Origin of the sequence: Colwellia sp. PAMC 21821 (assembly GCF_002077175.1) — a bacterium.
GTDB lineage: Bacteria > Pseudomonadota > Gammaproteobacteria > Enterobacterales > Alteromonadaceae > Cognaticolwellia.
Genome location: NZ_CP014943.1, coordinates 1,860,575 through 1,875,274 on the forward strand (window position 1 = coordinate 1,860,575; position 14,700 = coordinate 1,875,274).

Annotated in this window: 12 protein-coding genes; 5 read left to right on the forward strand and 7 right to left on the reverse strand. The window is 39.1% G+C overall.

The window, feature by feature from the left end:
- Window positions 1-6: 6 nt before the first annotated feature.
- Window positions 7-939 carry a hydroxymethylbilane synthase gene (hemC, locus tag A3Q33_RS07875; RefSeq protein WP_081179471.1) on the forward strand — a complete coding sequence of 311 codons (933 nt, stop codon included), beginning with the start codon at window positions 7-9 and terminating at the stop codon, window positions 937-939.
- 639 nt (window positions 940-1,578) lie between these two features.
- Here the strand turns inward: hemC and A3Q33_RS20585 are convergent.
- Entirely contained in the window at window positions 1,579-1,722 is a 144-nt protein-coding gene (locus tag A3Q33_RS20585; RefSeq protein WP_155866732.1) for a hypothetical protein, read from the reverse strand.
- 111 nt (window positions 1,723-1,833) lie between these two features.
- Here A3Q33_RS20585 and A3Q33_RS07885 point away from each other — a divergent pair, with 111 nt between their 5' ends.
- Window positions 1,834-3,357, forward strand: a complete 1,524-nt coding sequence (locus tag A3Q33_RS07885; RefSeq protein WP_081179473.1) for a uroporphyrinogen-III C-methyltransferase — start codon at window positions 1,834-1,836, stop codon at window positions 3,355-3,357.
- Complete coding sequence (locus A3Q33_RS07890; protein ID WP_081179474.1) at window positions 3,357-4,544, forward strand: heme biosynthesis HemY N-terminal domain-containing protein; 1,188 nt, start codon at window positions 3,357-3,359, stop codon at window positions 4,542-4,544. Before A3Q33_RS07885 ends, A3Q33_RS07890 begins: the two co-directional genes overlap by 1 nt.
- A gap of 55 nt (window positions 4,545-4,599) precedes the next feature.
- Here A3Q33_RS07890 and arfA read toward each other — a convergent pair whose 3' ends face one another.
- A complete protein-coding gene (arfA, locus tag A3Q33_RS07895) occupies window positions 4,600-4,803 on the reverse strand; it encodes a ribosome alternative rescue factor ArfA (protein WP_081179475.1) in 204 nt (67 codons plus the stop codon).
- Between the two features lie 161 nt (window positions 4,804-4,964).
- On the opposite strand from arfA, the gene A3Q33_RS07900 reads away from it, so the two are divergent.
- Window positions 4,965-5,645 (forward strand): DUF2982 domain-containing protein, encoded by a 681-nt coding sequence (locus tag A3Q33_RS07900; RefSeq protein WP_081179476.1) that lies wholly within the window; start codon window positions 4,965-4,967, stop codon window positions 5,643-5,645.
- Window positions 5,646-5,933: 288 nt separating this feature from the next.
- Here the strand turns inward: A3Q33_RS07900 and A3Q33_RS07905 are convergent, their stop codons facing one another.
- The 5 genes from A3Q33_RS07905 to trxA all read right to left on the reverse strand — a co-directional run bounded on the left by A3Q33_RS07905 (window position 5,934) and on the right by trxA (window position 13,214).
- Window positions 5,934-7,997 carry an alpha/beta hydrolase family protein gene (locus A3Q33_RS07905; protein ID WP_081179477.1) on the reverse strand — a complete coding sequence of 688 codons (2,064 nt, stop codon included), beginning with the start codon at window positions 7,995-7,997 and terminating at the stop codon, window positions 5,934-5,936.
- A gap of 736 nt (window positions 7,998-8,733) precedes the next feature.
- Complete coding sequence (fre, locus tag A3Q33_RS07910; protein ID WP_081179478.1) at window positions 8,734-9,429, reverse strand: NAD(P)H-flavin reductase; 696 nt, start codon at window positions 9,427-9,429, stop codon at window positions 8,734-8,736.
- A gap of 47 nt (window positions 9,430-9,476) precedes the next feature.
- The gene (gene ubiD, locus A3Q33_RS07915; protein WP_081179479.1) at window positions 9,477-10,979 is read right to left on the reverse strand and encodes a 4-hydroxy-3-polyprenylbenzoate decarboxylase; all 1,503 of its coding nucleotides are present in this window, start codon (window positions 10,977-10,979) and stop codon (window positions 9,477-9,479) included.
- Between the two features lie 459 nt (window positions 10,980-11,438).
- Entirely contained in the window at window positions 11,439-12,698 is a 1,260-nt protein-coding gene (rho, locus tag A3Q33_RS07920) for a transcription termination factor Rho (RefSeq protein WP_081179480.1), read from the reverse strand.
- Between the two features lie 189 nt (window positions 12,699-12,887).
- Window positions 12,888-13,214, reverse strand: a complete 327-nt coding sequence (gene trxA, locus A3Q33_RS07925; protein WP_081150780.1) for a thioredoxin TrxA — start codon at window positions 13,212-13,214, stop codon at window positions 12,888-12,890.
- 220 nt (window positions 13,215-13,434) lie between these two features.
- Here trxA and rhlB point away from each other — a divergent pair, with 220 nt between their 5' ends.
- Entirely contained in the window at window positions 13,435-14,700 is a 1,266-nt protein-coding gene (gene rhlB / locus A3Q33_RS07930; RefSeq protein WP_081179481.1) for an ATP-dependent RNA helicase RhlB, read from the forward strand.

The following is a 14,700-nucleotide window of genomic DNA, read 5'->3' on the forward strand; positions in this document are numbered from 1 at the left end:
AATTACATGACGCAACAAACCGTACGAATTGCAACACGAAAAAGCGCACTCGCACTGTGGCAGGCAGAATATGTTAAGGCGAAACTTGAGCATTTTCATCCAGGTATACAAGTTGAATTAGTACCGATGACCACCAAAGGTGACATTATTCTCGATACACCACTCGCAAAAGTCGGTGGCAAAGGCTTGTTTGTAAAAGAGCTTGAAGTGGCCATGTTAGAAAATCGTGCTGATATTGCCGTGCATTCAATGAAAGATGTCCCTGTAGAATTTCCAGAAGGCTTAGGTTTAGAAATTATTTGCCCACGTGAAGACCCGCGTGACGCATTTGTGTCGAATAACATTGCTAGTTTAGCTGAGTTGCCACAAGGCGCCGTGGTTGGAACTTCAAGTTTACGTCGTCAATGTCAAATAAAAGCATTACGTCCAGATTTAGATATTCGCGATCTCCGTGGTAACGTAAACACGCGTCTTAAGAAACTTGATAATGGTGAATATGACGCCATTATTTTAGCAGCAGCGGGGTTAATTCGCTTAGAAATGCCAGAGCGTATTCGTGAATATATTGCCCCAGAAGTTATGTTACCGGCAAATGGCCAAGGCGCTGTTGGCATAGAGTGTCGGGTTGATGATGCAGTCATTAAAACTTTGTTAGCACCACTTGGCTGTGAAGAAACACGCATTCGTGTTCTGGCTGAGCGGGCAATGAATCGTGCGCTTGAAGGCGGTTGTCAGGTACCCATTGGTAGTTATGCCGTGCTAGAAAATGAACAGATTTACCTACGCGGATTAGTAGGTGCGGTCGACGGCAGTGTAATATTAACCAGCGAAGTGCGAGGCAATATGAGTGAAGCCGAGCAATTAGGGGATCAGTTAGCTGAGAACTTATTGGCTAAAGGTGCCGACAAAATACTACGTCAGGTGTATGACCAAGCATAAGCTTCTTTGATGAATATCGCGCCCAGAATATGCTGGGCGAAACGGTACAAAAATGTTTGAAGCAAGGTGGTTATCAAAGCTACTTTCATTCATGTTTTGATGTTAAAACAATGCCACCTTGAGCAAACTCATACTCCAAGAAATAAACCAACTCACCCTATTTATAGCGCTTATAAGTGTCAAAGCAGTAAATTTTCCATAAGCTAATATCTCATGTTCTAAACATTAAATTTATCTGAGTATTAACTGAGTATTAACTGACTAAAAATGCGGCTGAGTAAGAAAAGAGTGATAGCGTCTTAGTACATAGTTTCACTCTTTTGAAAGTTATTCGCGTGGTTAGAAAAATTATTCATATAATACCAACCTCAGTTATTATCTGAATATTTATACGGGTTAAAACGACCCACTACTGCGTTATTGATTTAATCATTATCGCTGCATGGATACAGTTTATTAGATAATGCAGGAGCATATTGTCCTGAACAACTCGTGATTAAAATAAATGCCTTGTATTGGGCCATTTTTCCTACGTATAAAAGAGATCACCTAATTAATGAAAATGGTATAAGATTATCAAAGCATGGCATCAACAGCAGATAAATTGTATCTTAATCACTAGTAACGTTTTATTAGAATTCATAGTAAACTTAATTTAGGTACAAAATAGGCACTGGCAAGCACAATATCTGTGGACGTTGGCAAGTAAGATAAGTGCTCTAAAGCAAAATAATGGGCATCAGTCGAATGATAAATGCCAAAATGCCAGTTCCAAGCAATCATTAATGCACTTGTCAGTGAGTAAAGATTAAGCAACATCGAGTCATATAAACAACTTACTTTACCTAATAAATTGAGTGTGCGTAGCGCCAACATGTAAGATAGGATCAGTTCATGAGCGATAAAAAACAACCCAAGCAATCGAAACCTGATAAAACGTCAGCTGACAGCAGTCATCCTGAAAGTCAGACAGGTTTAACGGCTTCAATCGATATGAGTTCATCGCAGGAAGCGTTACCGAACCAACCTGCCTCCGTTGATAGTGCTGAAAAACCTTCAGAAAAGCCTAAAAATAAACCGCTTGATAATGCCCCTGACAAAACCAAGCTGACTGCCGATGAAAGCATAAGCCAGAAGCCATCATCGAACAATACTAATGAAAAGAGCGCCTCACCAGTGAAAAACACCGCCTCCAACACATCAAAAAAATCGACAACAGTCAGTTCTGAATCGTCACCAGAAAAAAGTGCAGCGAGTAAAAATAAGAAACGTAAAATATCTAAAATAGCTGTAGTCGCATTAATTATCGCGCTAATAGCTATTCTCGCCAGTGTTGGGCACTATTATTGGAGTGAGCAGCAAAAAGCCCAATATAGCCTGAAACTTAATGATATTGTCGAGGATAAGCTTGGTGCCAATCAGCAGGAAATAGCCCAGCAGCTGACACGAAACGCTCAAAATATTACCCAAAATATCACCCAACTGCTTTCACAAAGTAAACAAGCAAATGCTAGTGAATTAAACGCCTTGCGCAATAAGCTTGAGCAAGGTAATCGCCTTGAACAGCGCAATCAAGATACTATCGCACAATTACAGCAAAAAATTGCCAGTTTAGGCCAAAATCAGCCCAGTGACTGGTTATTACAAGAAGCCGAATATCTTATTCGCGTTGCTTCTAGAAGCTTATGGTTAGAAAAAGAACCTGGCACCGCTATTAGCTTACTAAAAGATGCAGACTTGCGCATTCAAGAGCTAAATGACCCACAATTTTTAGCTCTTCGTCAAACCATTCAGCAAGATATTGCCAAACTACAATTGCTCCCTAAATTAGCAACCGATGATGTTATTTTAAAACTGATGGTACTTGACCAGCAAATCAAACAATTGCCATTAGCACTCTTTGAGATTCCAGAGATAAACCAAAGTGAAACTACACTTGAATTAACTGATAACGCCACTGACTGGCGTGAGAACTTGGCTAAGACATGGCGCAAGTTTACTGATGAGTTTTTCACAGTTACCCGCAGAACAGGTAATATTGAGCCGTTAATGTCGCCACAATTTCAACAAAACTTACGTGAAAATTTAAGTCTAAAATTACAAACGGCTATTTGGGCGGCAAGTAAATCAAAAGGTAATATTTACCAGCAATCACTTAACGATATGCAGCGTTGGATTGGTGAATATTTTGACATGACAAAACTTGAAAATAAAATTTTCCTCGACACTATCGATTCGTTAAAAACAGCCACTATTACCGCTAGCTACCCAAATAAGCTTGCCTCGTTGCAAGCTATTCGACAATTACTGTCAGACCAAGAAACCTCAATAAGCACTTTAGAGAGCAACAATAACGCTGCATCACCACAAGCATCTAAAGACGAGCCCGCAAGCGCCGAGCTAAGTGAGGACTTATAATGAAACGACTATTATTATTGCTGATTTTATTTCTTGGGGTAATCGTTATAACACCAATGTTAATTGGTGAAAAAGGCTATATTCTGATCTCAATTGGAGATTCAGCCATTGAGACAACGGTTATTACCGCCATAATCACGCTAGCGCTGTGCTTCTTTGCATTAGCACTTATCATTAAATTTTTCCGTGGCGGGCTAAGTTTTAGCTTTAAAGCTTGGAACAAAATTGCTTTTGCCAGTCGCCGACGAGCACTTAAAGACTTCAACAAAGGTATCGCTGCCTATGTTTTAGGTGATTATAAACAAGCAGAGCATTTATTGGCTAAATCTGCTGATGCCTCAAATTTTGAACATATAGCTTATCTTGTTGCGGCCGATGCTGCACAAAAACAAGCATTAAAACCAAACACAGATCATTATTTAGGCTTGCTTGAACAGACAACTAGCACTTTTAAAGACGCTGGATTAGAAGCGGTGTTAATTAAAATAAAATTATTGATCGGTCAGCAAAATTACCAACAAGCACGCACTGTGATTGATGAACACCATAAGCATATTGGACATGACGTTCGACTGCTTAGATTAGAAATAGAGCTAAGTTTAATTGAGCAACGTTTTGATCATGTTATCAAAAAACTTCATGCGGCTCAGAAACAAAAATCGATTAGCGCACAAACGATCACTTTATGGCAGCAGCAGGCGTTTTACGGCGTTTTTAATCAACAAATTAAACAGCACGATAGTCATCCTTTGCTGGAATATTGGCAGCAACTTCCGAAGAAAATTAAACAAACAGAAACGGTCGTACTGGCTTATTGTCAGGTGTTAGCAGAAAACCAAGTTAACGAACCCTTAGCAAAGTTATTATTACCGATAATAAAGAAAGGCAATGCGATTAGCTTATTAAAAGCGGTCAGAACATTACCCATTACGCAAGACGATAGTCTTATGGCAGCAGCGCAAAAACATTTACATAACGAGCCACACAATGCTACTTGGTTGTCTTTGGTAGCTCATTTTGCTACGGCTTCTCAACAATGGCAGCTAGCAGAAAAAGCATTTAATAGTTTAGTTAATCTTGAAGATAAACAATACGATAAAACTGACTTACTGGTTTTTTCACAAGTACTTGAGCACCAAGGCCATCTAGACAAAGCGAATCAAGTACTTAGAAAAATTCACGCTTAGCGCTGAAGTTAATAAAGCTAAAAGCCCTATTTAATAATGGTTATATCCTAATGGATTAAACCGCCATTAAATAGGACTCTTGTCCTTTATGCTTTTGAGTTCTTTGATAAGCACCCTTACCTTTTTTAGCGATAATTATTTGCTGCTTAAACAACGTTGACGTTACCACTGCCGCTAAGAAATTATCTTTAATTACGCCTCGACCCAATTCACAAGCACCTTGATTTTTATGGTGTTTTTTAACTTTATTCTTAGTCATATTATCCTACCTTTTATTTCGTTCGTTAAGTTAAATTGCTACAAAACTATTGCTTCGTAGCGAAAACGCGCAGAGTATATACTAATCAAAAAAATATGCACAAATATTAAATATAATTAACAATTTCTTTTTGGAACCGTCAGTATTTAAAGTAAAAATCTATGACAAAAAGCAATAAAACAATAAAAATTAAAGCAATTGCCCGCCATCATGGTTTATTCATTACTTTAACCGGCTTTATAGCTTTGTTCATTGTAGCTTGGCTGTGCAGTTATTACTGGCAACAGGCCCGTTTCCCTTTACTCTTTATGGTGCTCACTTGCGTAGTGACTATTTTTATCGGTTTACTAAAATTAGCTGAACCGGCTTACAGCTTAATAGTGACACCTGAAGCATTAACTTTTCATCATCGTCACGGCCAATGGCAATTTAACTGGCGGCAAATTCGCAATATTCATAGCGTGACAAATACAGTCGGTATAACGCGTGAAGAACTGAATTACGTCGGTATCAAACTAACTTCAATAGAAGCGATAGCGAACAGCATATCATTACGCTTAGCAAACCGAATGATACACGAGCAAAAACCCCTTATTCAATACTGCATTAAGCAGCAATTAATCACCTTTGAAGAAGGTATTTTAAATTTTGAACCTTACGTTTTAAAAGATGGTACAGTCATAAAAGGGCCATTGGCCGCTTTTCTGCATCATAGTGAGATATTGCACCAAGCACTTGGCGGTCATCTATTTATCTCCGCGAGTAACTTAAATGGTTCAATTGATGACTTTGTATTTTTGGCAAATACTTATTTAGCTAGTGCAAAAGAAGCCTATTATTAACTTTTAGCTTGGATTTAGAGCGAATAAAATTACATTCCAAAATGGTCACTAATACCACATTCGAGACATTGAATTGATAGTAAATATGCGTCTAAAAAGGACAGCTATCTACCAAACAGTAGGCTAAATTAAAGAGTGCGAACATGCTTGCTTGGTGAGCTTTACTGGTATTTTAGCGCTTTCTTGTTTGACCGATTCAGATAAAATTTAAAGCTATAGTAAAGTGCAGCGCTCATTTTCAAAAGGCCGCACTTATGCTTAACTTAATCTTGTTTTACTTCTTTGTTATCAATGTTTTTTTTTCGCCGGGTCGTATTTAGCGAACCAGCCCATAATATTATCGGTTTTAGCGATCAAACGGCTAGGACGTGAGGCGATATAATGTGGGGCATTTGGCACTCGAATAAGTGCCGTATCCACACCTAACATTTTAAGCGCAGTATAGAATTGTTCAGCTTCCCATGCCGGAGTTCTATAATCTTCTTCTCCCACCATCAGCAACGTTGGGGTTTGTACTTTATCCACATAACGAATGGGCGAAAATTTTAAGAAGGCTTCAGGGTTAGACCAAGGGTCTTCACGTATCCAGTGCCGTCTTACATAAGGTGCTATATCGCCAGCTAATGCCATTGTCATCCAGTTTATCACTGGCTTTATAGAGGCCGCAGCAGCGAAACGTTTAGTTTTGGTAACTATCCAAGCAGTTAAAATTCCTCCGCCAGAGCCTCCTGTAACAAATAAGCGTTTATCGTCTACATATTTACGTGCAATCATTTCATCTACCACACTCATTAAATCGTGATAGTCATTACCTGGATAAGCACGGTCGATTTCAAGTGCAAAGTCTTCACCATAACCTGTTGAACCTCGTGGGTTAGACCAAACCGTTACATAACCTTCAGCCGCGTAACGCTGCATCTCACTTGCAAAGTAAGGGCCGTACATGGTGTATGGGCCTCCATGTATCTCAAGTATCATAGGAAAACTACCATCAGCTTTAAAATTAGGAGGGAAAGCCACCCAAGCTTCAATTTCTTTACCATCATGACTAGATTTTACTTTGATCTCTTCAACTTTTGCCATTTCAAGATAAGGCAGCAAATCATCGTTCAATTTGGTTAATATTCGCTGTTTTTTACCTTTATAATCGCTCAGCCCAACTTCAGCTGGTCGATCAGAAAAACCTGCCATATAGGCAATTTTTGCTTTTGAATGACGACTTATAGAGAAACTGCCATTCGCATAAGGTCTACCAATGGAGCCACCACCTATTCCTGTAAGAATTTTTGACACTCGACCTTTTAAATTAACACGATACAAACTAATAAGCCCATAATCTTCAGACGAAAATATGAGTGATTTACTATTAGATTCCCATTTAACTTGACCTATGCTGCCTTTAAAATTAGTGGCTAACTCTCGTTGATTAGTTCCATCAGCATTCATTATGTACAGGTCGTTTTGTTGATAGGACAATACCTTGTCATCATAACCAATGTAGGCGATATTTTTACCATTCGGTGAAACCGTCGCACCGCTATCTGGGCCATCACGGCTAGTTAACGCCGTAATCGATAAGTCACTCAATTGGATGGCATATATCTCGCTTTCAATGAAATCCATATCGCGATCAGCTGAGGTATTGCCTGTGACTAAAACCGTATCATTATCTAACCAAGTCGATGTGTTCATATCCGCATCGCCATGGGTTAACTGACGAGGAGATCCGCCCTCAACAGGTAGAGTAAACACTTGGTTAGTACCTTCAGGTAAATAACCTGCACCATCAAATCGAAAGGTGAGATCGTCAAATACTTTAACTGCATCATTCCACTTTGCACCTTCGGGTTTGGTAACCGGCGTTGAAAAACTAGGTTTTTTACCTTCTATAAACATATTAAAAGCAATGTGCTTACCATCAGGTGACCAAGTGGCGCGTGAAGGAGCACTGATAAATTGGGCTAAGCCAATACTTCGGTCTGATTTAAAATAATATAGCCTTAATTCAGGCTTACCTTGTGGAGCAGTAACGAAAAGTAAGCTTTTTCCATCCGGGGACCATCGAGGTGAATGAGAGGGAGCTTCTCCATCAACGAGTGGAAGGTGCATTCCATCATCAATATTAATCAGCCATATTTGGCCTTTGTCTTTGTCTTTCATTCGATCCATAGAATGACGGACATAGGTAATTATTTTACCATCGGGTGAAATCTGAGGATCCGTTGCATATTCCATATCAAACACCCGCATTGCGCTAAAGCGTTTAGATTTAGTGTCGTTTTCGGTAGCGAAGCTATTCGTTATTACCAGCAGTGAGGATAAAACAATTAATACTATATGACTGTATCGCATTTTGAATGTCCTAGTTGTTATATGGATGCGTAATGCATACCTATAACTATAATATCTAAGAATAGATTTGTAGCTAGTAAAATATCAAATGGGGTCTATGTAATAAACTCACATCGCCCATGATAGTGGCTATGACTATAATGCTAAAATTAGGGTTCGCTTACATAAAGGTCGTGAATATATCGTTCGAACACGGTTATATTTTACTGAGTATCAAGGTTCTGGTTCTATTATGATTTATTAAATAGCCAAACTAAAATACTAAAGATGATGGAAAATTAAACACATATTAATGTGGAAAAAGTAAACAAGTGGATGAACTATCATAGAACAGTTCAGCTTCCTTCTAAGAGGCTGAACTTCTATTATACCCGTTCCACCTCAAGATGCAGATTTCAGCAAGTCGAGAAAGGGCTAGGTACAAGGCATGGATTGAAGAGAATAGTTGTTCTATTGTCGAAATCCATAACGCCGGAGATGACCCTTTATCGGCTTGCCCGTAGGGAGTTAAGCTAGAAAACCAGTCCTGCGTTGCAATACTTGATAAGGGAATAACCATTATCTTCGTATCGCGCCTTGTTCTAATTTCCTAGCTTAACTCTGAAACTGCACCTTGAAGTGGAGCGGGTATATGTAAACATTTTGATTTTAGAGAGAATGTAAGCTTGCTATAAAGCGTGTGCTTTTTTATCTTAACCATTAAAATCAGTAGGAAATTAACTAACTTTGTATCGCATTAGATAAACGCAAAAGCATCCGCATACATATGTTCAATTAATGCGCCTTGCTTAACAAAGTCGCCACGAACGGCTGCAACCATTTCAAAACGACCAGCTAAATAAATGTCATAATCTGCTAAGTTGTTAACTTCTGCCATGACTACCTTATGGACCATGCCCGAGCGACCTTGCCAATCAACATGCGGTGCTTCAATCACCGGGATAAATTTCCCGTTAGCTAATTTAGTAATCATCGCGGCTGTTTCTTCTAGTTCATAGCATGCACTAGGCTCGCGTAAGCCCCAATAGACTAAAACTTCACGTTGAGACTGCTGCAAGGCTAAATGTTCAAACATAGATTTAATGTATGAAAAACCTGTACCACCAGCAATAAGCAGTAGCGGGCGTTCACTTTTTTCGCGTAAATGCGCATTACCAAAGGGCATCTCGATAGTCACTTCAGTGTTGGCTTTTATGTGCTCAATCACTTGCATCGGATAACTATCTGAACCAAAAGCCCCTATTTGCAACTCAATTAATTCAGCGCCTGGAGCACTTGCAATTGAAAAAGGTCGCTTGTCTTCGTCACTCATCACAAAATTTAAGTATTGTCCGGCAGAGAAATCAACAGGTGTACTCGGCTTTAACAGTGCCTTATAAACATGCTCCGTTAATGGCGTTAACGACGCTACCTGACATGTAATCACTTTCATTTATCTTTTACCTTATTCTGCATGCTCGCTATTTGGCCGCAGTATTATCAATTTGAATTATTAACGTCGTTTGATATATTGAGCTCATCCCAAATATCATCAACATGGTCTTTAATCGCTTGGGTCATTTCAATAGGTTCGCCCCATTCACGATTAGTTTCACCTGGCCATTTATTTGTGGCGTCCATACCCATTTTTGAACCTAAGCCTGACACAGGTGAGGCAAAATCTAAATAGTCTATCGGTGTGTTTTCAATTAACACCGTATCGCGACTCGGATCCATACGCGTGGTCATAGCCCAAATAACGTCTTTCCAGTCACGGGCATTAATATCATCGTCACAAACAATCACAAACTTGGTATACATAAATTGGCGTAAGAATGACCAAACCCCCATCATGACGCGTTTAGCATGACCCGCATATTGCTTTTTAATGGTCACTACCGCTAAACGATAAGAACAACCTTCTGGTGGTAAGTAAAAATCTTGGATTTCGGGAAACTGCTTTTGCAAAATAGGCACAAACACTTCATTGAGTGCTACACCCAATATTGCTGGTTCATCTGGCGGACGTCCGGTATAAGTGCTGTGATAGATTGGATCTTTTCGATGGGTAATATGCGTTACCGTCATGACGGGAAAGTCATCAACCTCATTATAATAGCCAGTATGATCGCCATAAGGTCCTTCTGGTGCTACTTCATCCGGGTCAATATAACCTTCAAGTACAATTTCGGCGCTCGCAGGTACTTCTAAATCATGACTAATACACTTAGCTACTTCGGTTTTACTACCGCGCAATAGGCCGGCGAAAGCATATTCTGACAAGGTATCTGGCACGGGTGTAACCGCACCTAAAATGGTGGCAGGATCGGCACCTAAGGCAACAGCAACGGGATATTTTTCACCTGGAAAAGCTTTTTTAAACTCTTGAAAATCTAGCGCGCCGCCTCGGTGAGATAACCAACGCATGATCACTTTATTGCGACCTAATAATTGATTGCGATAAATACCAAGATTTTGACGTTCTTTATGTGGGCCTTTAGTCACGGTTAACCCCCAAGTAATCAAAGGGGCAACATCACCTGGCCAACATTTTTGGATTGGAAGCTGAGTTAGATCAACCGCATCGCCTTCAAATACAACCTGCTGACATAATGGTTTTTTAATCACCTTAACCGGCATGTTTAGCACTTGCTTATACAGCGGTATTTTACTCATGGCATCGCGAAAACCTTTCGGAGGCTCAGGTTCTTTTAAGGCTGCTAACAGTGTACCAACATCGCGTAAGGCTTTGACATTATCTTGCCCCATTGCCAAAGCTACACGCTCTGGTGTACCAAACAAGTTGGTCAATACTGGCATACCGTGTGGTGTGCCATTTTCGTCGGTTGGATTTTCAAATAATAATGCCGGACCGCCTTGCCGTAAGGTGCGGTCGCTAATCTCTGTCATGGTTAAATCAGTAGAAATTGGCTGACTAATGCGCTTAAGTTGGCCTAATTTCTCTAATTGAGAGATGAAATCTCTTAAATCACTATATTTCATATTAGAATTTGATGAAAAATTTGTCGTACATTATAACGGTAGAAAGCCTAAAGTCCCTAATTGATAGCAATATCATCTTAATTATTATGCTTTATACCAAATGTAATAAGTTATTGACCAATTTTAAGCGAGGATAAATTGTTCAAGAATACATGTTTATTGTTCCAGACTAAACATAAGTACCTGCATCCCTGCAGGCAAGGCGTTTGATTGATTAGGGCATGGATGCCCGTAAGTAGAACAATGCAGGAGCAATTGTCGAGTAATAGCGGGCGTGTGTGATTGAAAACAAAGCAGTTATTGACGATTTAAACCGCCTTAAAATGATCGATTATTTATTTCAATTGGTATTATATGCTTTCAAGCACCATCCGATAGTAGCTACAAGAAAATAACGTTGTACCCAATATAAAAAATGCCAGCAATTGCTGGCATTTTTAGACAATATTTAAATATGCATTACTGACGTTTCATTGAATCAAAAAATTCATCATTAGTTTTGGTCATGGCCAATTTATCGATCATGAACTCCATTGCGTCGATTTCACCCATTTCATGGACGATTTTACGTAATATCCACATTTTTTGTAATTCGTCAGGCTTAGTTAAAAGCTCTTCGCGACGCGTACCACTGCGGTTGAAATGAATAGCTGGGAAAACACGCTTTTCAGCAATTTTACGAGAAAGGTGTAATTCCATGTTACCTGTACCTTTAAACTCTTCGTAGATAACTTCATCCATTTTAGAGCCGGTATCAACAAGCGCTGTCGCTATAATGGTTAAACTACCACCTTCTTCAATATTACGTGCTGCACCGAAAAAACGTTTTGGACGATGCAAAGCATTAGCATCAACACCACCGGTTAATATTTTACCTGATGATGGAATAACAGTGTTGTAAGCACGTGCAAGTCGAGTAATTGAATCAAGTAAAATGACTACGTCTTTTTTATGCTCAACTAAGCGTTTTGCTTTTTCAATAACCATTTCGGCTACTTGTACATGACGATTCGCCGGCTCATCAAAAGTTGAAGCAATAACTTCACCTTTAACCAAGCGTTGCATTTCTGTTACTTCTTCTGGGCGCTCGTCAATAAGTAATACCATCAACTCAGCGTCAGGATGATTATGGGCAATACTTTGAGCGATATTTTGTAGTAATAATGTTTTACCCGCTTTAGGCGGAGCCACGATCAAACCACGTTGACCTTTACCAATCGGTGAAGCTAAATCTAATACACGTGCGGTAATATCTTCAGTTGAACCATTACCACGCTCCATAATCATTCGATCGGTTGGATGAATAGGCGTTAAATTTTCAAAAAGTATTTTATTACGAGAGTTTTCAGGACGGTCAAAGTTAACTTCATTAACTTTTAATAGTGCAAAGTAACGTTCGCCGTCTTTTGGTGGGCGAATTTTACCGGTAATGGTATCGCCTGTTCGCATACTAAATCGACGTATTTGGCTTGGTGACACATAAATATCATCAGGGCCCGCTAAATAGGAAGAATCCGCTGAGCGTAAAAAGCCAAAGCCATCTTGTAGAATTTCTAAAACACCGCTACCAAAAATATCTTCACCACTTTTAGCGTGGGCTTTTAAAATAGCAAAAATAATGTCTTGTTTACGGTTACGAGCCAAATGCTCCAATTTCATTGATTCTGCGAGCTGTACCAGTTCGCTGATCGACTTTTCTTTAAGTTCGTTAAGATTCATAGTGGGGGTTTCTTAGACTATTTAGGTTGTTATGCTGTGCCGCTTGGCTATTTAGGATGTTTGAGTATGGTTTTTTTGAAATGTTTTTTCTTTAAGCGTTAAATTTAGCATTAAAAAGTAAAGCAGTAAAGGATCACTTAATTGATCTTAAGCTAAATAACAAAAAGGCCCGATAAATCGGACCTTTTTTTATAAATTGTTATCAATAAACTCTTTCAATTGAGTTTTTGATAATGCGCCAACTTTCGTATCAGCGACAACACCATCTTTAAATAGTAACAGTGTAGGAATACCACGGATACCATATTTAGGTGGGGTGTTAGAATTTTGATCAATGTTTAATTTACCGATAGTTAATTTACCAGCATATTCTTCAGCCACGTCGTTTAACAACGGCGCGATCATTTTACATGGACCACACCATTCAGCCCAAAAATCAACAAGGACTAGACCCGATGCATTGATTACATCAGTGTCAAAACTATCATCAGTTAACTGAACAATTTTATCGCTCATTTATATCTCCATTAAAGGTGGCCTATCGCCAATTAGTTAAGATTATACCTTCATCACAATGAATTACCAACATTCATATATAACAGTTATGGGTATTTAATTTAATTCATATATAACAGTTATGGGCATTTAATTTAAAATTCAACTAAACCCATCATTTTATTGTCGCTTTTACGTTAATCTAATTTTTATTGATAGCGTAACCTGTTAAGCTATCGGTATGAAAAAAACACACTTAACAGAAATAAAGTTCTCTGAACTTAAACTCGAGCCTACCGTAGTTAGCGGCCTCGAAACTATGGGCTTTGAATATTGTACTGAAATTCAAGCAAAGTCTCTTCCTATACTCATGACAGGCAAAGATATTGCCGGTCAAGCACAAACTGGTGAAGGTAAAACCATTGCCTTTTTAGCCGCAACCTTTCATCATTTATTACAGAAAAAAGATGTTAGCCACAACCAACCGCGTGCCTTAATTATGGCACCAACTCGTGAGCTTGCTATCCAAATTCATCGCGATGCCATTGAAATGGCAAAAAGTACCGGCTTACGTCTTGGTTGTGTTTATGGTGGTGAAGGTTACGAAAGCCAACGTTTAGAACTTGAACAAGGTGTCGATATTTTAATCGGCACTTGTGGTCGCTTACTCGATTACTTAAAACAAGGTATTTATAACCTCAGTAATATTGAAGTTGTGGTACTTGATGAAGCTGACCGCATGTTCGATTTAGGCTTTATAAAAGACATTCGTTATATGTTTGGCAAAATGCCGGCAGCAACTGAACGTTTAAGCATGCTATTTTCTGCCACGTTATCATTTCGTGTTAAAGAATTAGCTTTTGAACACATGAACGACCCTGACAGTGTTGAAGTAGAACCTGACCAGAAAACTAACATTCGTATATCTGAAGAATTATTTTACCCATCTAACGAAGATAAAATGTCTTTGCTACAAACGCTAATTGAAGAAGACTGGCCAGATAAAGCCATTATTTTTGCCAATACTAAACATGTTTGTGAAAAAATACATGCTCACCTTGAAGCTGATAACATTCGTGTTGGCATGCTTACTGGCGATGTTATTCAAAAGAAACGTTTGAAAATTTTAGAGCAATTTACCGATGGCCAACTAGATGTTTTAGTGGCTACCGATGTTGCAGCCCGTGGTTTACATATTCCAGCAGTAACTCATGTTTTTAACTATGACTTACCGGATGACTGTGAAGATTATGTTCATCGTATTGGTCGTACAGGCCGAGCCGGTGCTACTGGCCATGCCATTAGCTTAGCATGTGAGCAATATGTTTTTAACTTACCAGCCATTGAAAGCTACATCGAACATGATTTACCCGTGAGTAAATATGATCATGAAGCGCTATTAACCGATTTGCCTAAGCCGAAGCCACGTCCACGTCGTCATAAGCCTCATAATGGTGGCCAAAATCGTAGCCGAAGTACCAGCAATAGGCCTCAAAGGAACAGTTAG

Coding starts and splice junctions, on each gene's coding strand:
- hemC (WP_081179471.1), top strand. CDS start 7: ATGACGCAACAAACCGTACGAATTGCAACACGAAAAAGCGCACTCGCA.
- A3Q33_RS07900 (WP_081179476.1), top strand. CDS start 4,965: ATGACAAAAAGCAATAAAACAATAAAAATTAAAGCAATTGCCCGCCAT.
- rho (WP_081179480.1), bottom strand. CDS start 12,698: ATGAATCTTAACGAACTTAAAGAAAAGTCGATCAGCGAACTGGTACAG.
- A3Q33_RS20585 (WP_155866732.1), bottom strand. CDS start 1,722: ATGATTGCTTGGAACTGGCATTTTGGCATTTATCATTCGACTGATGCC.
- trxA (WP_081150780.1), bottom strand. CDS start 13,214: ATGAGCGATAAAATTGTTCAGTTAACTGATGATAGTTTTGACACTGAT.
- rhlB (WP_081179481.1), top strand. CDS start 13,435: ATGAAAAAAACACACTTAACAGAAATAAAGTTCTCTGAACTTAAACTC.
- A3Q33_RS07885 (WP_081179473.1), top strand. CDS start 1,834: ATGAGCGATAAAAAACAACCCAAGCAATCGAAACCTGATAAAACGTCA.
- A3Q33_RS07905 (WP_081179477.1), bottom strand. CDS start 7,997: ATGCGATACAGTCATATAGTATTAATTGTTTTATCCTCACTGCTGGTA.
- fre (WP_081179478.1), bottom strand. CDS start 9,429: ATGAAAGTGATTACATGTCAGGTAGCGTCGTTAACGCCATTAACGGAG.
- A3Q33_RS07890 (WP_081179474.1), top strand. CDS start 3,357: ATGAAACGACTATTATTATTGCTGATTTTATTTCTTGGGGTAATCGTT.
- ubiD (WP_081179479.1), bottom strand. CDS start 10,979: ATGAAATATAGTGATTTAAGAGATTTCATCTCTCAATTAGAGAAATTA.
- arfA (WP_081179475.1), bottom strand. CDS start 4,803: ATGACTAAGAATAAAGTTAAAAAACACCATAAAAATCAAGGTGCTTGT.